Raw genomic sequence first — 19,611 nt, 5'->3', positions numbered from 1 at the left:
AACACATTAATAATTTTCCAATTAAATAAAGAAATACTAAGGGATTTAAAAATTGCAAAAGATTACTAAAGCCGTTTTCCCCGTTGCCGGTCTGGGCACACGATTTTTGCCAGCTACCAAAGCCAGCCCTAAAGAAATGTTGCCTATTGTTGATAAACCGCTCATGCAATATGCTGCTGAAGAGGCGATTGCGGCAGGTGCTACAGAACTCATTTTTATTACAGGGCGTAATAAAAGGTCTATTCCTGATCACTTTGATAAATCCTATGAATTAGAAGCGGAACTGGAAGCACGTGGTAAAACCGAAATTTTGGACACGTTGCGAGGCATTTTGCCTAAAGGCGTTTCGTGCATTTATATCCGTCAATCAGAAGCGCTGGGATTAGGTCATGCAGTGCTCTGTGCTAAACCAGTAGTGGGTGATCAGCCCTTTGCTGTGATACTTGCGGATGACTTGGTAGATGGAAATCCACCTGCTATGAAGCAAATGGTAGATGTGTATGCAGAATATGGCAGCAGCATACTCGGTGTTGAAGATGTATTACCTAGTGAAACCGCGAGCTATGGGATTGTCGATGCCAGCAAAATTGCGACTGATATATTGCAACTGAAAGGCATTGTTGAAAAACCAAAGCCAGCTGATGCACCTTCTACTCTGGCAGTGATTGGCCGCTATATATTGACGCCAAAAATATTTGATTGCCTTGAGAATGTACAACCAGGCAAAGGCGGCGAGATTCAACTGACCGACGGTATTGCAGCCTTGATGCAATATGAAAAAGTGCTTGCCTATCGATTCAAGGGTACCCGTTATGATTGTGGCAGCAAGCTTGGCTACATGAAAGCAAACGTCGAATTTGCGATGCGCCATCCTGAAATTGGTGGAGAGTTTCTAGATTATTTACGCATTCTAAAACAATCGATCACCTAATCTACCTATTATCTGGCAGCCAGTGGCAATTAACCCCGAGAATATGCTTGCCAGCGCAAGCCTGATTCATACCGCAGATGCTGTAGGGGCGGCAATTGATAGATTGGCACTAGAGCTGACAGAGGTTCTTCATGATAAACAACCGCTTATAATTTCGGTGATGGGCGGTGCAGTTGTATTTTCGGGTCAATTACTACCGAAGTTACAATTTCCGCTTGAGTTTAATTATGTGCAAGCAAGCCGCTATCATAACCAAACTGTTGGTAAAGAAGTGTTGTGGAAAGTCACTCCTGGTGATGATGTGATTGGCCGTACAGTTTTATTGCTGGATGATATTTTGGACGAAGGACATACTTTGGCAGCTATCAAAGCTAAGTGCCTTGAATTAGGCGCCAAGCAAGTTTTAATAGCTGTACTGACTGAAAAAGAACTAGGTCACGCAAAGCCAGTACAAGCAGATTTTGTTGGCCTAACCGTACCTAATCGATATGTATTTGGATGTGGTATGGATGTATATGGCTGGTGGCGCAATTTACCTGCCATTTATGCCCTTAATGATTGATGTATTAACCGTTTTTTGTGGTTTTGGTGTTCAAAGTTGATATAAATAAAAAAGCATATTAGGAGACGTCACATGAAAGCGGATACTTGTTGTACCTTAGTTCCATATTTTGAAGTTGAGGCTGACAAATTAAATGAATTCAAGGCGTTGACCAAAACGTTCGTGGAGCAGACAAAAAGCGAGACAGGTTGCCTGTTTTACGCATTTTCTTTTAGTGGGCTTGTTGCTCATTGCCGTGAAGGCTACGTTGATGCCGCTGCCTTATTAGCTCATTTGGATAACGTTGGTACTTTACTGCAGCAGGCTCTTACAATGTCCAAACTTTTTCGTCTGGAAGTACACGGATCAGCAAGCGAGTTGGATAAACTGCGTGCTCCATTGGCTGGTTTGAATCCGCAATGGTTTGTGCTCGAAGACGGCGGTTTTAGAAGCTAAAACTTTTGCCAGCTGCTTTATGATGAAATAGGAGATACAACGTGAATGTGAGTGTCTCCTAATTCAACAATCTGCCCAGCTCTGATTTTCGCTGTTTTACGCGTTTCCAGAACCCCATCAACTTTTACCAATCCTTCTGCTACCATGACTTTTCCGCGTCCACCACTATCGGCCAAGCCAACCAGCTTTAGTAGATTACACAACTCGACGTATTCATTACGTAGTTCAAACTCTATAGTCTGTGGTGATGTTGTCATGAGATGTTCTGTCTTTTGATAATTTGAATGTTGTGGATTATGCCTTGATTCCTATCAGAATCACTCCAGCAGCAATCATTAAAATCCCCAGCCAGTTGTATAAGCCGGGTCGTTCACCCAGAAAAATAACTGCAAAAATGGCCACCATTACTAGACTAAGTTTGTCTAAAGGCGCCACTTTGGTCGCATCGCCGATTTTGAGTGCTCTAAAATAACAGACCCATGAAGCACCAGTGGCAATTGCCGATAAAAACAGGAAAACCCAAGATTTGGCGGATATCACAAAAATGTTGGACCAAGCTTTAGTGAAGTAAACAAAGGCTGCGAGTACGAAAAGGATAAAGAAAGTACGGATTAAAGTAGCAAGGTCTGAGTTGATGCCACCCAAGCCAATTTTGGCGAAGATGGCAGTCATCGCGGCAAACAGCGCTGAGAGTAGCGCCCAATAAAACCAATCTGGCATTGCAGGCATTATTGTTCAACACTCGCAGTGCAGTTATACAGAGGCGCTATGCTCATTCGTGCCTTTATTTGTTAGGTTGCGGTGTCAGGCGTAAATAAGGCTTGATTGCCTTGAAACCTTTAGGGAACTTGGTTTTTAATACTTCAGGGTCTGTGATTGAAGGCACAATCACTACATCGTCGCCATCTTTCCAGTTTGCTGGCGTCGCTACACTATGATATTCAGTGAGTTGCAACGAATCAATCACGCGCAGAATTTCATCGAAATTTCGGCCTGTGCTTGCTGGGTAAGTCAGCGTTAGACGAATTTTCTTATTCGGATCAATCACGAATACTGATCGTACGGTTGCGGTGGTGCTTGCATTCGGATGAATCAGATCGTAGAGATTAGAAACCTTCTTATCTGCATCCGCCAAGATAGGAAAATTGACTGTGGTTGATTGTGTTTCGTTAATATCTTTAATCCAGCTTAAGTGGGAATCAACAGGGTCTACCGATAGCGCAATGGCTTTGACATTACGTTTTTTGAATTCGTCTGCCAGTTTTGCCGTAGCTCCGAGCTCTGTGGTGCACACTGGCGTGAAGTCAGAAGGGTGTGAAAAAAGGATACCCCAGCTATCGCCCAGCCATTGGTGAAATGAAATGGGACCAACGCTGGATTCTTGTGTGAAATCTGGGGCGATATCGCCGAGTCTGAGAGTGGTCATAATTTGCTCCTGTACAAACTTAAAATGATTTAAGGCTTCCAAGCAAAGACTATAATTTCGTGAATATTGTACTAAGCTAAAAAGCTGACATCATCATGTCAGCTCCATAGTTTAACCAGATTAGGTGATTATTTTATATATTAAATAGTTTTGTTTTTATTGCTACTGAGTATATAACTGGATTCGTAGCTAATGGCTAGCTATCAAATATTTTCGATATAGCAGCCATTTTAATGAGGCACTTGTGATTGCCGAGCTCATTAATTATAGAGGGGTAGATATTTGGAACTCGTTCATGCACTTCTACATTTAGACCAGTTTCTAAACGCGATCATCGTTCAATACGGCGCAGCTATATATGCCATATTGTTTGCGATCGTATTCTCAGAGACGGCGATACTTGCCTTGTTTTTCTTGCCTGGTGATCCACTTTTATTTATAAGCGGGGCTTTGGCCGCTACTGGCGCAGTCAAACTTTGGGTGTTGATGGGCTTACTTTTTATTGCAGCGGTATTGGGGAGTAATCTTAACTACTGGCTTGGCAACCTGCTTGGCAGAAAAATCGTGACTCATGATTACAAATGGCTAAATCGTCATGCGCTAGATTCAACCAATGCGTTTTATGAGAAACATGGTGCTGTCACATTTCTTGTTTCCCTTTTTATCCCGATATGCCGAACATTTGCCCCCTTTATTGCGGGATTTTCTAATATGACCTATCGGAAATTTCAGCTATTTAGTGCGGTTGGCGCCGCACTCTGGGTTCTGGTGCTTATTTTAGGGGGGTATTTCTTCGGTAATATTCCAGTCATTCGCGATCATCTGAATATCATCGTTTTGCTCGGGGTAGGATTCGGGTTAGCTATTCCTTTAGTTAACGCTATCTTCAGATACATAAAGAACTAATAGATTGATTCTTTTATAATTATTCTGAATGCGCTTGTATGGCTTCAGCAATACGTATTTTTGCATCTTTAGAGAGATGCAATTCAGTATCTGCCTCTATCACTGATACTCTTTTTCGTAAAAATACACGTATAGCATGCAGTTGTTGACTGAAGCGGGTACACCCATCACATATCGTCAAATGTAGACGTAGGCTCACACGCTCACGCAATGACAAGCTGCGGTCTAGCGATGTAGAAACTAAAATACTGGCTTGTTTGCAGCTCAGTAATATCATATTTTCATTTATTTATAATTAATCAATTGGTTATCTGAATATTTAACTTGCGAAAATATCCTCTAAACGTAATATTTACTTAATATTACGTAAATATTGGTCGTGATAATGCCTTGTTCCTTACAATTGATTTTATGGGTGTTTGTACGGCAGGATATGAAGCAATTTGTTAATTACTACCCAATAATAATTGCTATGACATATTTATATAATATCAGTAGGTATTAGTGGGATAATTATTAAAAGTGAAAAAATATATGTTTAGAATATATTTTCGCGATGGAAATTATTGAGTTCTAATAATTCTAAATTAAATCAACTAGATGGTGCCCAGAAGAGGACTCGAACCTCCACACCCGAAGGCACACGGACCTGAACCGTGCGCGTCTACCAATTCCGCCATCTGGGCTACAATACAAGCTTTGCAATACAGGCTTGATGAAGAGCGCAAATTCTATAGGAAAGAGATACTTTGTCAACGAAAAATAACAGAACCAAAACAGCCAGTAAAAGCACTAAAGGCAGTACTAAGCCTTCAAAATCAGTACGTTCCCACCCAGTTAAGGCAAAAACAAGCCCATTTAGTGTGCCAGTGAGTTTTTCTAGCACTAGTCGCCAGGCAGACCCGCACGCTAAAAGAGAGGCAAGTAATTACGCCAACCCATTGCCTAGCCGCGAATTTATTCTGGACACCATGGTAGAACAGGGCGTACCTCTCAAGGTGGAGGATTTATACCATCTGCTGGATATTGGTGTAGATGAGCAGGAAATATTCAATCGTCGCCTGAACGCCATGGAGCGTGAAGGCCAAGTGATGCGTAACCGCAAAGGTGCCTTGTGTGTAGCCGAGAAGCTCCATTTAATAGCGGGTAAAGTCGTCGGCCATGCGGATGGTTTCGGTTTCTTGATTCCAGACGACAAAGCAAAACTCGGTAGTGAAGATATTTTCCTGAGTCCTAAGGAAATGTCACAAGTGATGCATGGTGACCGTGTCATGGTGCGTCAGGCTGGCATTGATCGCCGTGGCCGTCCTGAGGGCAAGATTGTTGAAGTGCTGGAACGCGCCACCAATAAGCTCGTTGGGCGTTTGATTCGCGAGCAAGGCGTTACATTGGTTTCTGCGGAAGACAAACGAATCAATCAGGATATTCTGGTTCCACCTGGGCAAGATATGAATGCTAAGCCTGGTCAAGTTGTTGTGGTAGAGCTGATTGAGCAACCTTCCAGCTATGCCAAGCCTATAGGCAAGGTGATTGAAATACTTGGTAACTATGCTGATTCAGGCATGGAAATCGAAATTGCATTGCGCAAACACCAACTGCCTTATGAATTCCCAAGGGCTGCTGTTGCGCAAGCCGAGAAATACCCGCGTTTGGTACAAGAGTCAGATTGGCGGGGGCGTATTGATTTGCGCGAATTACCACTGATTACGATTGATGGTGAAACTGCACGTGACTTTGATGATGCCGTTTTTTGTGAGCCGCAAGGTAAAGGTTGGCGACTGGTCGTTGCAATTGCTGACGTGAGTTTTTATGTGAAGCCGAGCGACGCCTTAGATAAAGAGGCTTTTGACCGCGGCAACTCAGTGTATTTCCCCCGTCGCGTAATCCCCATGTTGCCAGAGGCACTTTCCAATGGCCTATGCTCGCTTAACCCTGACGTGGAACGCTTATGCATGGTCTGTGATATGCAGATTGATGCGATGGGAACAGTAAAACATTACAAATTCTATCCTTCAGTCATGCTTTCAAAAGCGCGGATGACTTATACCAAAGTATTTGAAATGCTAAGCGAGCCAGAAGGCGAATTGGCAAAAGAATTCAACTGGTTAATGCCACATGTACAGCATTTGTATGCCCTTTACAAAGTCCTGCTGGCTTCGCGTGAAAGGCGTGGTGCGATTGAGTTTGATAGTCAAGAAACACTCATGATTTTTAACGAGAATGGCAAGATTGATCGCATTGAAGCCACGAGTCGTAACGATGCACATCGCTTGATCGAAGAATGCATGTTGGCGGCTAACGTCTGCGCTTCAGACTTTCTCAAGGAAAACGACCATCCAGCTTTATACCGCATCCACGAAGGCCCAACACCCGAAAAACTGGAAGCTCTGCGTACATTTATGGGCGAATTTGGCTTTGGCGTAGGTGGTGGCGATACGCCGCATGCCAAGGATTACGGTAAGTTGCTGGCAAGAATCAAGGGTCGTCCTGATGAGCAATTGTTGCAAACGGTATTATTGCGCTCGATGCAGCAAGCGGTTTACAGCCCGGATAACATTGGCCATTTTGGCCTGGCTTATGAATCTTATACACACTTTACTTCGCCGATACGTCGTTACCCTGACTTGATTATCCATCGCGCCATCAAGGCAGTATTGAATGGTGAAAAATATAATGCGGGCGACTGGCATGCGCTGGGACAACATTGTTCCATGACCGAGCGCCGGGCAGATGACGCCACCCGCGATGTCAATGCATGGCTCAAGTGCTATTACATGCAAGACAAAATTGGGGAAGTGTTCGAGGGTACCGTTGCCGGCGTTACCAGCTTTGGTCTGTTTATCGCGCTGGATGGCATTTATGTGGAAGGCTTGCTGCACGTTACTGAATTGGGTAACGACTATTTCAATTACGATAAAGCGCGTCACGAAATGGCTGGCGAACGCACTGGCGTGCGTTACCGCCTGGGTGACAGGTTGCGCATCAAAGTCAGCCGCGTAGACCTCGAAACCAGTAAAATTGACTTTGTACTTGCGCCTAAAGGAGATGAAACTTCTTCAGACGAAGATACGGATGATGTAGCTCAAGCTAATAGTTCGCCTTACAGCAAGTCAGCCGTTGTTAAGCCCGGATCAGCAGCCCGATCTAAATCTGCTTCTGCAAATGCTAATTCTCCGAGAAATAAATCAATAAACCTTAAATCGGCAAGTCCCAAATCTTCAGGCGCTAAAGTTTCGTCCAAGGCAAAACCTGTTTCTAAAGCAAAGCCTGCAAGTACGGCCAAACCCAAGAAAACAACCAATCAAAAAGCAAAGAAAGTAACTAGTAGATAATGAGTGACGCACGTATTTTATTTGGCTTTCATGCCGTATTAAGCCGCTTGCGGCAACATTCAGCCAGTATCCAGGAGATATTGATAGACCGTGATCGAATAGATGCCCGGATGAAAGATTTATTGAGTCTGGCTGATGGCGCAGGTGTACGCCTGATGCAAGTTGAGCGTAGCCGTTTAGATGGTATGGCTGGCGCTAATGGACGTCATCAGGGCGTTATCGCAAAAGTAGTCGATACGCCGATTCCCTATAAAGATATTCACGATATTCTGGAGTCAGACTTAACAGAACCGCCATTCTTCTTAGTGTTGGATGGCGTGGAAGATCCGCATAACCTAGGCGCCTGTTTGCGTGTCGCAGATGCAATGGGTGTGCATGCGGTGATTGCGCCTAAAGACCGTGCTGTGGGCCTGAACGCCACAGTGCGTAAGGTTGCCTGCGGTGCTGCTGAAACTGTGCCGTTTATCGCAGTCACGAATTTAGCTAGAACCCTGCGCGACCTGAAAGAAGCTGGTGTTTGGATCATTGGCGCAGCAGCGGAAGCAGAGAATGACCTATTTACCACCAAATTTGAAGGCCCAGTGGCGCTGGTGTTGGGCGCAGAAGGTACAGGTCTGCGCCGCATGACCGCTGAAACCTGTGATGCGCTGGTCAGCATTCCCATGTTTGGGAGTGTTGAAAGCTTGAATGTTTCAGTCGCGAGTGGAATTTGCTTATACGAAGCACGTCGTCAGCGTAATCTGCTTGCAATCCCAGCCGTATAGGCCTATGTCAGGCTAAATCAAGGTAAAGGTTTATTTTAAGTCGCTAAAATGTTATTTTATCGGTCTTTTCGTAGTGTTAACTTTTGGAGTAATCATGGCTGTTGAACGTACCCTTTCTATTATCAAACCTGATGCAGTTGCAAAAAATGTCATCGGTAAAATCTATACCCGTTTTGAAGATGCTGGTTTGAAGATTATTGCTTCAAAACTTGTTCAGCTTTCACAAGCTGATGCTGAAGGCTTTTACGCTGTGCACAAGGCACGTCCATTCTTTGCTGATCTGGTGAAATTCATGGTTTCCGGCCCAGTAGTGATTCAAGTGCTTGAAGGCGAAAACGCAGTATTGAAACATCGTGACCTGCTTGGCGCTACCAATCCTAAAGAAGCCGCTGCTGGTACGATCCGCGCTGATTTTGCAGATAGTATTGATGCTAACGCTGTGCACGGTAGTGATTCAGCTGAAAACGCAGCTAACGAGATCGCTTACTTCTTTGCTTCATCAAACGTTTACAGCCGTTAATCTCGCTGCAAAACTAGGTTAAATGTCAGTCAATCTGCTCAATTTCGACAAGCAACAACTGACCGATTACTTCGAAAGTATCGGTGAGAAGCCTTTTCGCGCCAAGCAGTTGATGCGCTGGATGCATCAGTTTGGCGTACTTGATTTTGAACAGATGACCGACATTGCCAAACCTCTCCGTGAAAAACTTGCGCGCGAAACCAACATCACCCCACCTACCGTGCAAATCGAGCAGATTTCCAATGATGGAACACGTAAATGGTTGATAGATACGGGCGCTGGTAATGGCATAGAAACTGTATTCATCCCTGAAGATGCGCGCGGCACATTGTGTATTTCATCGCAGGTCGGATGCGCGCTTGAATGTACATTCTGCTCAACTGGGCGCCAAGGTTTTAACCGTAATCTGAATGTTTCAGAAATCATCGGGCAGTTATGGCTGGCCAATCAGTCTCTGCGCCAAGATGCTGATTATGGATTGCTGGCGAAGGATGACCGTATTATCAGTAATGTCGTCATGATGGGCATGGGCGAGCCACTCGCTAATTACACAAACGTTGTAACGGCCTTGCATATCATGCTGGATGACACAGCTTATGGCTTGAGTCGTCGGCGTGTGACGGTTTCTACTTCCGGCATGGTGCCTGCAATGGACAAACTGCGCGACGATTGTCCTGTCGCGCTAGCCGTATCGTTGCATGCGCCTAACGATGCATTGCGTGACGAAATTGTACCGATCAATAAGAAATATCCAATTGCCAGACTGATGGAGGCCTGCCAGCGCTATCTGGAAAAAGCGCCGCGTGATTTCGTAACTTTTGAATATGTCATGCTTGATGGCATTAACGATAGCCTGACACATGCAAAACAGCTGTTGGAAATCGTTAAAGACGTTCCTTGCAAATTCAATCTAATACCTTTCAATCCATTCCCTGATAGCGGTTACGGTACTTCAACGCCAGACAATATTCGCCGCTTTAGAGATGTATTGATGCAGGCAGGCCATGTGGTAACAACCCGCAAAACCCGTGGCGATGATATAGATGCTGCTTGTGGTCAATTGGCGGGCAAAGTACAAGACAAAACAAAACGTACCGAACAACGTTTGGCAGGGCAGCGCTTGACTCATAAAATTCATTTGGAGAATGCTGCATGAAGCGCTTAGCAATTCAGATTTTAATTTCAGCTTGTATTTTATTATTAGCTGCTTGCTCTAGCACCCCTGAAAAAGCGCGTGAATATGCGGGTGGGGTAGAATCAGACAGTCAGGAACGAGCCAGGATACATACGGAATTGGGCGCTGGATATTATGCACAAAACCAACTTTCTATCGCGCTTGAGGAGTTCAAAGAGGCTGTCAGGATAGACTCCAGTTATGCCTATGCTTATAACGGCCTTGGCTTGGTTTACGGCGCCTTGAAAGAAGATGCGAAAGCAGATGCAAGCTTCAAGAAGTCTCTGCAGTTAGAGCCTAATAATTCCGAGTCGCATAATAATTACGGTTCATTTCTATGCTCACGTGGTCGCATTGATGAATCAATTAGGCAATTCATGGAAGCGGTGAGTAATCCGCTCTATACCACGCCTGGCATGGCCTATATGAATGCTGGCTTTTGTTCATTAAGAAAAAATGATGAGAAAAATGCAGAAATCTATCTGCAAAAAGCAATTATCGCGCAGCCTATTCTGTCTCAGGCGGCTTATCAATTGGCTTTGATTCAATTCAATCGTGGGCAGGTGGGGCTCGCCTCTGACACCTTGCAAAACTCACTCTCTAATAACCCGAGTCCTGAAATCTTATGGCTTGGTATACGCATTGCACGAGTCATGGGTGATAAAAATGCAGAAGCTAGCTATGCCTTGCTTCTTAGAAAAAAATATCCAAATTCAGAACAAAGCAAGGCATTACTTTCAGGGCAGCAATAATGACAGAGACTGCGACATCTGCTGAACAGACTGAATCGTTAGCGCAAACAGCGCCAGCATGTGGTGCTGTATTAAAAGCGGCGCGAGAGCAGAAAAAGCTGAGTATAGAAGACATTTCTAGCCGTTTGCGTTTGAGTGTGCATCAAATTCAGGCGCTGGAGAATGACGATTTTTCAGTCTTGCCAAGTGCAGCAACCATGACACGTGGTTTTATCCGTAATTATGCGCGTTTGCTTGAGGTTGATTCTGAGCCTCTTTTACTTGTCTATCAGGCACATGCATCAGGCCAAACCAATCATTCCCTCACTATAAAATCTGCCAATATTTTAATCACCAGCACCCAAAAACCAGTATGGAAAAAATATATCGTTTCCAGTTTAGTTATCCTGCTTTTAATCGGGTTGTGGGTGATATACATGGATTATTTTCATGTGGTTGCGCAGCAACAGCCAGTGAGCCAGCCACTTGCGCAGGCAGAAGATACAACGCAAGGCCAAGTTGCTACTGATGAACCTATGCCAGAGCCAGCTTTGCCTGTGGCTGAGCGCGACGCTGCAGCTGAAGTGGTTGCGCCTGTAGAGACAGTTCCTGTGGAAGTTAACTCAGCAGACAAGTCATTGCCAACACCTGCGTCAAACTCTGCTACAGCGACAGAAAAACCTGTTGAAACAGTTACCGCTACCAGCAACCAACCAGCCAAGCCTGTAAGTCAACTGCCAACATCAGTACCTGCTCCTGTGGTCAATGCACCTGTCCTACCAATAAGCAGTCAGAGTCAAACATCATCTACTGTTCCTGCTTCAGCCAAGCCTGTGCTTAAAGTTCGATTTACATTTACTGAACCAACCTGGGTGAGCGTGCTAGATGCGGATAACAAAGAAGTGTTAAACAAAACAGGGCAGCCTGGTGGCCAGGAAAAAATTGAAGTGAGCCCTCCCGCAAAGCTGGTCATTGGCAATGCCAACGGCACGCTTCTTGAAGTTAATAATAAAGCGATTGATCTCACACCCTATAACAAACTTAATGTTGTTCGTTTAACGCTGGAGTAATGGTGAGCCAGTTTTCAACTATTCCTCGCAGACAAAGCCAGCAAGTTGCTATTGGCCATGTGCTTGTAGGTAGCGAATCTCCTGTTGTCGTGCAGTCCATGACGAATACGGATACGGCTGACGCTGACGGTACTGCGCGTCAGGTGTTCGAGCTATGGCAAGCAGGTTCTGAGCTTGTTCGCATTACAGTGAATTCCCCAGAAGCCGCGGCGCAAGTGGGCCTAATTCGTCGCAAGTTAGATGCTATGGGTTGCAATGTGCCATTGATTGGTGACTTCCACTACAACGGCCACAAGCTACTAGCGCAATATCCTGATTGTGCCGAAGCGCTTGCCAAATATCGCATCAATCCAGGTAACGTGGGTAAAGGCTCCAAGCGTGATGAGCAGTTTGCGGCAATGATAGAAACCGCGATTCAATATAATAAACCTGTGCGTATTGGTGTGAATTGGGGCAGTCTGGACCAAGAAAAAATGGCACGCATGATGGACGAAAATGCGCAGTCTGCCAACCCGCTATCATCCGATGCCTTAATGCGTGAGGCCTTGATTCAATCCGCACTTGAAAGCGCAGCACAGGCTGAGGCGATTGGCTTGGCATCAGACAAAATCATCATTTCATGCAAAGTCAGCAATGTGCAGGATTTAGTGACAGTGTATGGCGACCTTGGCGCGCGCTGCAATTATCCCTTGCACTTGGGTTTGACTGAGGCCGGTATGGGTTCAAAAGGCATCGTCGCTTCTACAGCAGCGCTTTCATTGTTATTGCAGCAAGGCATAGGCGATACTATCCGCGTCTCACTGACGCCCCAGCCAGGTGAGTCACGCACTACTGAAGTGGTAGTTGCCCAGGAAATTCTGCAAACCATGGGCATACGCTCATTTACGCCGCTCGTGACTGCTTGCCCTGGCTGTGGCCGTACTACATCCACATATTTCCAGGAATTAGCACAAAAAATACAGCGCTATTTACGAGAACAGATGCCCATCTGGCGTAGCCAATATCCTGGTGTAGAAACCATGAGTGTGGCCGTGATGGGCTGTGTGGTGAACGGGCCTGGTGAATCCAAGCTTGCCAATATCGGTATCAGTTTACCTGGAACGGGTGAGACCCCTGTTGCCCCTGTATTTGTCGATGGTGAAAAAACAGTCACCCTTAAAGGTGATGCAATCGCAGAGGAGTTTCAGGTGATTGTTGAAAATTATGTACAAAAGAATTATGTAGAAGGCGGCAAGCTACGCCAAGCGCATACGTTGCCAACATCAATAAAAGAATATAAAACCATACCGCTTAAAGCCATCTCCTAAGACGTTCTTAACGTCATACTCAAAGTATCAACATGTCAGAACAATCTAAATCTACAAGTAGTAAATTCCAGAGTATTAAAGGTTTTTACGACATACTCCCTGAGCAAACCGCTCTATGGCACAAGCTCGAAGATACAGCTCGCCGCGTGCTTGCCCAGTATGGTTATCGCAATATCCGTTTGCCGATTGTTGAGCCTACCGATTTGTTTATCCGCAGCGTTGGCGAGCATACGGATATAGTCGAAAAAGAGATGTATTCTTGGGAAGACAAACTCAATAGCGATAAGCTGACCTTGCGGCCAGAAGGTACGGCAGGCTGCGTGCGTGCCGTAGTTGAACACAGCCTCACATACAACGGCCCACAGCGTCTTTGGTACACGGGTCCGATGTTTCGCCATGAGAACGTGCAAAAAGGCCGTCAACGGCAGTTTCACCAGATTGGTGTCGAGTCTTTCGGCTTTACAGGCCCTGATGTGGATGCTGAGCAGATCATCATGCTTGCGCGTTTATGGCGTGAATTGGGTTTGCAAGATGTTGAACTGCAGATCAATACCATAGGTGATACAGCTGAGCGTGCTGAATATCGTCAAACATTAATCAGCTATTTTGAACAACATGATGCGTTGTTGGATGCCGATGCAAAGCGTCGCTTGCATACCAATCCACTGCGCATATTGGATAGTAAAAATCCCGCCATGCAAGCCATGATAGAGGTTGCACCCAAGTTGATTGATCAACTTGGCAGTGAGTCCTTATCGCATTACCAAAAGCTTTGCCAGTTGCTAGAAAACGCGGGTGTACCGTTCAAGCTCAATACCAGACTTGTACGCGGTCTTGATTATTACAACCGCACCGTATTTGAATGGGTCACAACCAAACTCGGCAGCCAAGGCACGATTGCTGGTGGTGGACGCTACGATAGCCTGGTAGAGCGTTTGGGCGGTGAAAGTACGCCAGCATGTGGATTTGGCATAGGTCTAGAGCGTGTTATCTTGCTGATGCAAGAATATGGAATCGAAGCAAAACACAGCGCAGATGCTTACCTGATCAATGTTGGTGAGGCTGCAGAACAACAGGCGTTTGGCATTGCTGAAACTTTACGGAACGCAGGTCTGTCCATCATCTTACATGCGGGCGGCGGTAGTTTTAAATCGCAGATGAAGAAGGCTGACAGAAGTGCGGCACGATTCGCCATTATCTTGGGTGAAGACGAAGTAAATGCAGGCGTCATCACAATTAAACCCATGACCGAGGCTGGCGAACAGCAAAAGCTGACTATATTGCAGGCTATAGAGAAACTCACAGCTTAATAAAGCAATCATTAATAAAATAATCATAAAGATGAGCGAATTACTCAATATCAAGAATTTAACCATTACGCCTAAAGCAGCGCCACAAAAGCTGCTGGTGAATGGTGTTTCTTTGACGCTTGAGTCAGGTAAAACTACGTGTATCGTCGGTGAATCTGGCAGTGGTAAAAGTCTAACAGCGCTTTCTATCATGTCCCTGCTATCGCCCCAACTGGCGAAAACATCAGGCCAGATCATGTTTCAAGGGCAAGACATTGGCCAGCTCAGCAATCAAGCGCTGCGCGAGATTCGTGGAAAACGGATCGGTATGATATTTCAGGAGCCAATGACTTCGCTTAATCCAGTATTGACCGTCGGCTACCAAATTGGTGAAACATTAACGGTGCATCTTGGCTTGAATGGCCGTGCATTAAAAGAAAAAATAGCCAGCTTGTTGGAACAAGTGGGTATTCCAGCCAATCGTGCCAACAGCTATCCAGATGAGCTATCAGGTGGCCAGCGCCAGCGGGTGATGATTGCCATGAGCATAGCCTGCGAACCAGCCTTGCTGATTGCAGACGAACCGACAACGGCGCTAGATGTCACTGTGCAAGCGCAAATACTACAGTTGCTTGATACCCTAAAAACCCGCATGAATATGGGGATGCTACTGATTACCCACGATTTTGGCGTGGTGGCGGATATTGCAGATGATGTTGTTGTCATGTTTCGTGGAGAAGTCGTTGAGCAAGGCTCTGTGACCGCTGTTTTGCGTAACCCACAGCACCCCTACACCAAAGCCTTGTTGGATTGTGTGCCTGATGCAGAAGGCAAAAAGCCGCTCAAGCCTATTGATTATGCCTGGCTAAATGAAATAAAAGCGAGCATACCTGCATGACCGACTTGATTCTTACAGCGAGCAACCTTGTTAAGACTTTTAGCCAGCGCAGTGGAAAATTTGGCATGGCGACGAGTGAAATCAAGGCTCTTGATAATGTCAGTATCGTTTTACGTGCAGGGACTACGCTAGCAATTGTCGGTGAATCAGGTAGCGGTAAATCCACCTTGGCACGTTGTCTGTTACAATTGCAGCCCTTGGATAGCGGCGAAGTTATTTTCCAAGGTGAAAATCTGGCTAAACTTTCCGCTGGCAGCCTGCGTAGCATGCGCAAACATTTGCAGATGATTTTTCAGGATCCGTTTGCTTCGCTGAATCCCCGCATGCGTATTGGCGAGATTGTGGGTGAAGGCCTACTGATTCATGATATGGGCAGCCGCACCGAGCAGCAAAGTAAAGTGGTGCAAATGCTAAAGCGTGTAGGTTTGTCTGAAGCAGATATGCAAAAGTATCCGCATGAGTTTTCAGGAGGGCAACGCCAGCGTATCGGGATTGCGCGTGCACTAGTATTACAGCCTAAAGTGGTTGTGTGCGATGAGCCAGTGTCTGCACTAGATGTTTCAATACAAGCGCAGATTTTGCTCTTGTTAAAAGAGTTACAAGCGGAAATGGCCTTGAGTTATATCTTTATCAGCCATGATTTGCGCGTTGTCAGGCATATCGCAGACGATGTGGCGGTGATGCACCAAGGCAAAGTGGTAGAGCAGGGTAGTGTGATCGATATTTATCAATCACCAACACAGGATTACACACGAAATTTACTGCAAGCAATTCCTGGTCGCAAACACGCGACAGAGTTGCATGCTTAGTAATGAAATCATTTAAACATTAGTTTTGAATTATTGATCAATTAGGAATGGTATGGCACTCGATTTAGAAGAACAAGAGCAGTTAGATGCATTGAAGACTTGGTGGAACACTTACGGTAACCTGCTAACAAGTGCATTGCTGGTGATTGTGCTTGCTTTGGTAGCCTATAAAGGCTGGGCATATTATCAGCACAAGCAATCTACCGAGGCTTCAACTAAATACGAAGCTTTGATCAAGCTTGACCCTAAAGATACTAAGGAAATCCAGACGATTTCTGCTGATTTGATGGATCATTACGCATCAACGCCATATGCAGGTCGGGCCGCATTAACGGTAGCTGTGACTAATCTGACCCTAAACGATACAAAAAGCGCCAAGGCGCAATTAGCCTGGGCAGCGCAGAATGCTAAAGAGTCTCAGATTCAGGCAATCGCTAACCTTCAACTTGCGGGTGTTCAATTTGAAGAAAAAAGCTATGACGAGGCTTTGAAAACCCTAGCCACCAAGCATGATGAAGGTTTTGATGGCCTCTATGCTGATCTCAAGGGCGATATTCTGGTTGCACAAAACAAAAAAGATGAGGCGCGCACAGCCTATCAAGAAGCGCTTAGCAAGCTAGATGCTGAAGGTCGCTACTACCACTTTACCGAGCACAAGCTAGAGTCGTTGGGAAGTTAATGTTGCAATCAATTGAATTTTCCAAGCAGCGTATCTTGCTGCTTTTGTGCATTTTAGCCTCATTAAGCTTAGGGGCATGCACATCAATCACCGATATGAAATCTGATATTTCAGAGCGTCTTTTTGGTCGGCAAGTCGCGGAACCACCTGCTGAATTAAGCGAAATTAAAGCGACAGTTACCCCCAAAGTTGTGTGGAAAGCGCAACTAGGAAAAGCTGAGCAGTTTGATTTCCTACCAGCCACAGCAGATGGCGCTGTCTATGCCGCCAGTGGCGATGGAGAGATATTCAAATTTGATGCCGCTACTGGCAAGCAAGCTTGGAAAGTCAATGCTGGTGAGAAGTTGTCAGGCGGTGTTGGCTTAGGTGGAAAACTAGTGTTGGTGGGCTCCTCTGGCGGTTATGTCATTGCTTATGATGTATCAGGTAAATTGTTGTGGAAATCAAAAGTCAGCAGTGAAGTGCTCAGCGCGCCCCAGGTATCAGGTGAGACTGTAGTTGTGCGTTGCGGTGACAGCCGCATTTTTGGCCTGAACACCCTCGATGGTAAGCGCAAATGGGTTTATGAACGTACTACGCCAACCTTAAGTCTGCGAAGTAGCGCAGGGATTGTTGTTGATAGCGGAGCTGCCTATGCTGGCTTTGCAGGCGGTAAGTTGATTGCGCTGCGCGTTGAAGACGGCAAAGTTATTTGGGAGGCAACTGTTGCTCAACCAAAAGGTACTACCGAGATTGAACGGATTGCCGACATCACCAGCTTGCCTGTCGTTGATGGTTCCGTAATTTATGCTGTAGCTTACCAAGGAAAAATCAGTGCAATTGACCGCGCATCAGGCCGTATAGGCTGGAGTCGTGATATATCTAGCTACACTGGTATTAATGCAGATGATGGCCGTGTATATGTCTCTCATGCAACAGGTTCAGTCTATTCACTAGACTATGCAAGCGGTAAGACTTTCTGGCGCCAAGGTGATTTACTCAATCGTCAATTAAGCGCACCGTTACCTATGGGTGGTGTTATTGCCATTGGTGATGTTGAAGGTTATGTTCACTTACTGGACCGTGAAGATGGTTCATTCTCTGGACGGATACAGCTTGAAAAAAGCCCAGTGATGCCACAATTAGTCGCTCTTGGTACCAACGGACTGCTAGCGCAGACCAGAGATGGTGGCTTATATGCCATCTCACTTAAATAGGCTTGGCTTGAACGCCATTGCAGCCAAATAAAATATGTTACCTACCATCGTGCTTGTTGGCCGACCAAACGTCGGCAAATCTACTCTTTTTAATCGCTTAACCAAAAGTCGTGATGCCTTAGTGGCCGATCTTCCTGGGCTCACTCGTGATCGCCATTATGGTCGTGGCATAGGCGGAGATAAACCGTTTCTAGTGGTAGATACTGGTGGTTTTGAACCAACCGCTGAGTCTGGCATATTAAAAGAGATGGCGCGCCAAACTTTACTGGCGATTGATGAAGCTGATGTCATTATCTTTCTGGTTGATGGTCGACAAGGCCTGACACCGCAAGATAAAGTAATTGGTGACCGCCTCCGTAAAAGTCAGCGCCCTGTATTGTTGGCAGTGAATAAAACTGAAGGTATGCAGAGGGCAATCGTCTCAGCTGAGTTCCATGAATTAGGCTTGGGTGATCCATTATCAATATCTTCAGCACATGGCGAAGGTGTTCGTGATCTAGTTGAGCTCGCGCTTGAGCCATTCGGCGAGCCTGAGCGCGAAGAAATCTCAAATAGTGACCGCGTGCCCATGATTGCCATTGTTGGTCGTCCAAACGTGGGTAAATCCACGCTGGTAAACGCTTTGCTTGGTGAAGAGCGCGTAATTGCCTTTGATGAGCCAGGCACCACGCGCGATTCTATCCATATTGATCTTGAACGCGGCGGAAAACATTACACATTGATTGATACCGCTGGTGTGCGCAAGCGTGGCAGAGTGTTTGAGGCGATCGAGAAATTCTCTGTGGTGAAAACCATGCAGGCGATTGAAGAAGCTAATGTAGCGATTCTAGTCGTTGATGCGCAAGAGGGCATTACTGAACAAGATGCCCACGTGGCGGCTTATATACTCGATAGTGGCCGTGCCCTAGTCGTGGCTATCAACAAATGGGATGGCCTTAAAGATGACGAGAAAGACTGGATTAAACGCGAAATTGACCGCAAACTGCAGTTTCTCGACTTTGCCAAGTTTCACTATATTTCCGCGTTGAAGAACAAGGGTTTGGCTGAGTTATTTCCATCAGTCGATGGCGCATTTAAAGCAGCAATGGCCAAATTATCTACACCTCAATTGACTCGTGTATTGATTGAAGCGACTACGCAGCATCAACCACCAATCAGCAAAGGTATACGCCCAAAGCTTCGCTATGCGCATCAGGGTGGTAGCAATCCACCGATTGTGATTATTCATGGTAACCATGTGGATGGCGTTAAGGATAGCTACAAGCGTTTTCTTGAAGGCACATTCCGCAAGGTTTTTCAGCTGACAGGTACGCCATTACGCGTGCAGTTCAAACAGGGCAATAACCCTTTTGCTACAGATGATGATAAGCCAAAGCCAGGCGAGGGTATTGTCAGTATGCGTCGCCGTAAAACAGCACAACGTGCTGAATTGAAGGCCAGAAGTGAAGCGAGAGATAATCCAGATGCAGAAAAAACTGGCGCTAAAAAACTGGTTAGAAAGCCAATCGTACGAGTAACTAAGCCGCGCGCTAATAACAAAGCGAGAGCTAAAAAATAAGCCAGCTTGTTGGCTGGCTTATTT

21 protein-coding genes and 1 tRNA gene are annotated in these 19,611 nt (G+C 45.7%); 17 read left to right on the top strand and 5 right to left on the bottom strand.

Features of this window, described 5'->3' with window-relative positions:
* The first annotated feature begins 52 nt into the window (after positions 1–52).
* From galU to ZMTM_RS07975, 3 genes are all read left to right on the top strand, one after another.
* Positions 53–931 (top strand): UTP--glucose-1-phosphate uridylyltransferase GalU, encoded by an 879-nt coding sequence (gene galU, locus ZMTM_RS07985; RefSeq protein WP_221763380.1) that lies wholly within the window; start codon positions 53–55, stop codon positions 929–931.
* Between the two features lie 43 nt (positions 932–974).
* A complete protein-coding gene (locus tag ZMTM_RS07980) occupies positions 975–1,493 on the top strand; it encodes a hypoxanthine-guanine phosphoribosyltransferase (protein WP_221763379.1) in 519 nt (172 codons plus the stop codon).
* Between the two features lie 72 nt (positions 1,494–1,565).
* Positions 1,566–1,928, top strand: coding sequence for a putative quinol monooxygenase (locus ZMTM_RS07975; RefSeq protein WP_221763378.1), 363 nt, complete (start codon positions 1,566–1,568; stop codon positions 1,926–1,928).
* A 17-nt stretch (positions 1,929–1,945) separates the two neighbouring features.
* Here ZMTM_RS07975 and ZMTM_RS07970 read toward each other — a convergent pair whose 3' ends face one another.
* From ZMTM_RS07970 to ZMTM_RS07960, 3 genes are read right to left on the bottom strand one after another with little or no spacing between them, the layout of a single operon-like run.
* A complete protein-coding gene (locus ZMTM_RS07970; protein WP_221763377.1) occupies positions 1,946–2,185 on the bottom strand; it encodes an RNA-binding S4 domain-containing protein in 240 nt (79 codons plus the stop codon).
* 37 nt (positions 2,186–2,222) lie between these two features.
* Positions 2,223–2,657 carry an EamA family transporter gene (locus ZMTM_RS07965; protein ID WP_221763376.1) on the bottom strand — a complete coding sequence of 145 codons (435 nt, stop codon included), beginning with the start codon at positions 2,655–2,657 and terminating at the stop codon, positions 2,223–2,225.
* 55 nt (positions 2,658–2,712) lie between these two features.
* Positions 2,713–3,354, bottom strand: coding sequence for a peroxiredoxin (locus ZMTM_RS07960; protein ID WP_221763375.1), 642 nt, complete (start codon positions 3,352–3,354; stop codon positions 2,713–2,715).
* 282 nt (positions 3,355–3,636) lie between these two features.
* Here ZMTM_RS07960 and ZMTM_RS07955 point away from each other — a divergent pair, with 282 nt between their 5' ends.
* Positions 3,637–4,260, top strand: a complete 624-nt coding sequence (locus ZMTM_RS07955; protein WP_221763374.1) for a VTT domain-containing protein — start codon at positions 3,637–3,639, stop codon at positions 4,258–4,260.
* Positions 4,261–4,279: 19 nt separating this feature from the next.
* Here the strand turns inward: ZMTM_RS07955 and ZMTM_RS07950 are convergent, their stop codons facing one another.
* Complete coding sequence (locus ZMTM_RS07950) at positions 4,280–4,537, bottom strand: zf-HC2 domain-containing protein (protein WP_221763373.1); 258 nt, start codon at positions 4,535–4,537, stop codon at positions 4,280–4,282.
* A 324-nt stretch (positions 4,538–4,861) separates the two neighbouring features.
* Positions 4,862–4,946, bottom strand: a tRNA-Leu gene (locus tag ZMTM_RS07945).
* A gap of 177 nt (positions 4,947–5,123) precedes the next feature.
* Here ZMTM_RS07945 and rnr point away from each other — a divergent pair.
* The 13 genes from rnr to der all read left to right on the top strand — a co-directional run bounded on the left by rnr (position 5,124) and on the right by der (position 19,587).
* Positions 5,124–7,592, top strand: coding sequence for a ribonuclease R (gene rnr / locus ZMTM_RS07940; RefSeq protein ID WP_221765644.1), 2,469 nt, complete (start codon positions 5,124–5,126; stop codon positions 7,590–7,592).
* Entirely contained in the window at positions 7,592–8,356 is a 765-nt protein-coding gene (gene rlmB, locus ZMTM_RS07935) for a 23S rRNA (guanosine(2251)-2'-O)-methyltransferase RlmB (protein ID WP_221763372.1), read from the top strand. The genes rnr and rlmB overlap by 1 nt, the downstream gene beginning before the upstream one ends.
* A gap of 94 nt (positions 8,357–8,450) precedes the next feature.
* Positions 8,451–8,876 carry a nucleoside-diphosphate kinase gene (ndk, locus tag ZMTM_RS07930; protein ID WP_221763371.1) on the top strand — a complete coding sequence of 142 codons (426 nt, stop codon included), beginning with the start codon at positions 8,451–8,453 and terminating at the stop codon, positions 8,874–8,876.
* Positions 8,877–8,898: 22 nt separating this feature from the next.
* Positions 8,899–10,032: a 23S rRNA (adenine(2503)-C(2))-methyltransferase RlmN gene (gene rlmN / locus ZMTM_RS07925; protein ID WP_221763370.1), complete on the top strand. Its 1,134-nt coding sequence runs from the start codon at positions 8,899–8,901 to the stop codon at positions 10,030–10,032.
* Positions 10,029–10,802 carry a type IV pilus biogenesis/stability protein PilW gene (gene pilW / locus ZMTM_RS07920; RefSeq protein ID WP_221763369.1) on the top strand — a complete coding sequence of 258 codons (774 nt, stop codon included), beginning with the start codon at positions 10,029–10,031 and terminating at the stop codon, positions 10,800–10,802. Before rlmN ends, pilW begins: the two co-directional genes overlap by 4 nt.
* Positions 10,802–11,851 carry a RodZ domain-containing protein gene (locus ZMTM_RS07915; RefSeq protein WP_221763368.1) on the top strand — a complete coding sequence of 350 codons (1,050 nt, stop codon included), beginning with the start codon at positions 10,802–10,804 and terminating at the stop codon, positions 11,849–11,851. Before pilW ends, ZMTM_RS07915 begins: the two co-directional genes overlap by 1 nt.
* On the top strand, positions 11,851–13,158 hold the full coding sequence (gene ispG, locus ZMTM_RS07910; RefSeq protein WP_221763367.1) for a flavodoxin-dependent (E)-4-hydroxy-3-methylbut-2-enyl-diphosphate synthase: 1,308 nt from the start codon (positions 11,851–11,853) through the stop codon (positions 13,156–13,158). Before ZMTM_RS07915 ends, ispG begins: the two co-directional genes overlap by 1 nt.
* A gap of 32 nt (positions 13,159–13,190) precedes the next feature.
* On the top strand, positions 13,191–14,468 hold the full coding sequence (hisS, locus tag ZMTM_RS07905; RefSeq protein WP_221763366.1) for a histidine--tRNA ligase: 1,278 nt from the start codon (positions 13,191–13,193) through the stop codon (positions 14,466–14,468).
* A gap of 31 nt (positions 14,469–14,499) precedes the next feature.
* Positions 14,500–15,345: an ATP-binding cassette domain-containing protein gene (locus ZMTM_RS07900; RefSeq protein ID WP_221763365.1), complete on the top strand. Its 846-nt coding sequence runs from the start codon at positions 14,500–14,502 to the stop codon at positions 15,343–15,345.
* Entirely contained in the window at positions 15,342–16,154 is an 813-nt protein-coding gene (locus ZMTM_RS07895; RefSeq protein ID WP_221763364.1) for an ATP-binding cassette domain-containing protein, read from the top strand. The genes ZMTM_RS07900 and ZMTM_RS07895 overlap by 4 nt, the downstream gene beginning before the upstream one ends.
* Before the next feature lie 52 nt (positions 16,155–16,206).
* A complete protein-coding gene (locus tag ZMTM_RS07890; RefSeq protein ID WP_221763363.1) occupies positions 16,207–16,833 on the top strand; it encodes a YfgM family protein in 627 nt (208 codons plus the stop codon).
* Positions 16,833–18,029 carry an outer membrane protein assembly factor BamB gene (gene bamB, locus ZMTM_RS07885; RefSeq protein WP_221763362.1) on the top strand — a complete coding sequence of 399 codons (1,197 nt, stop codon included), beginning with the start codon at positions 16,833–16,835 and terminating at the stop codon, positions 18,027–18,029. The genes ZMTM_RS07890 and bamB overlap by 1 nt, the downstream gene beginning before the upstream one ends.
* Before the next feature lie 34 nt (positions 18,030–18,063).
* The gene (der, locus tag ZMTM_RS07880) at positions 18,064–19,587 is read left to right on the top strand and encodes a ribosome biogenesis GTPase Der (RefSeq protein ID WP_221763361.1); all 1,524 of its coding nucleotides are present in this window, start codon (positions 18,064–18,066) and stop codon (positions 19,585–19,587) included.
* The last annotated feature ends 24 nt before the right edge of the window (positions 19,588–19,611 follow it).

Origin of the sequence: Methyloradius palustris (assembly GCF_019703875.1) — a bacterium.
Taxonomy (GTDB): Bacteria; Pseudomonadota; Gammaproteobacteria; order Burkholderiales; family Methylophilaceae; genus Methyloradius; species Methyloradius palustris.
The sequence above is the reverse complement of the archived record's forward strand: the minus strand, read 5'-3'. Positions and strand labels throughout refer to the sequence as shown.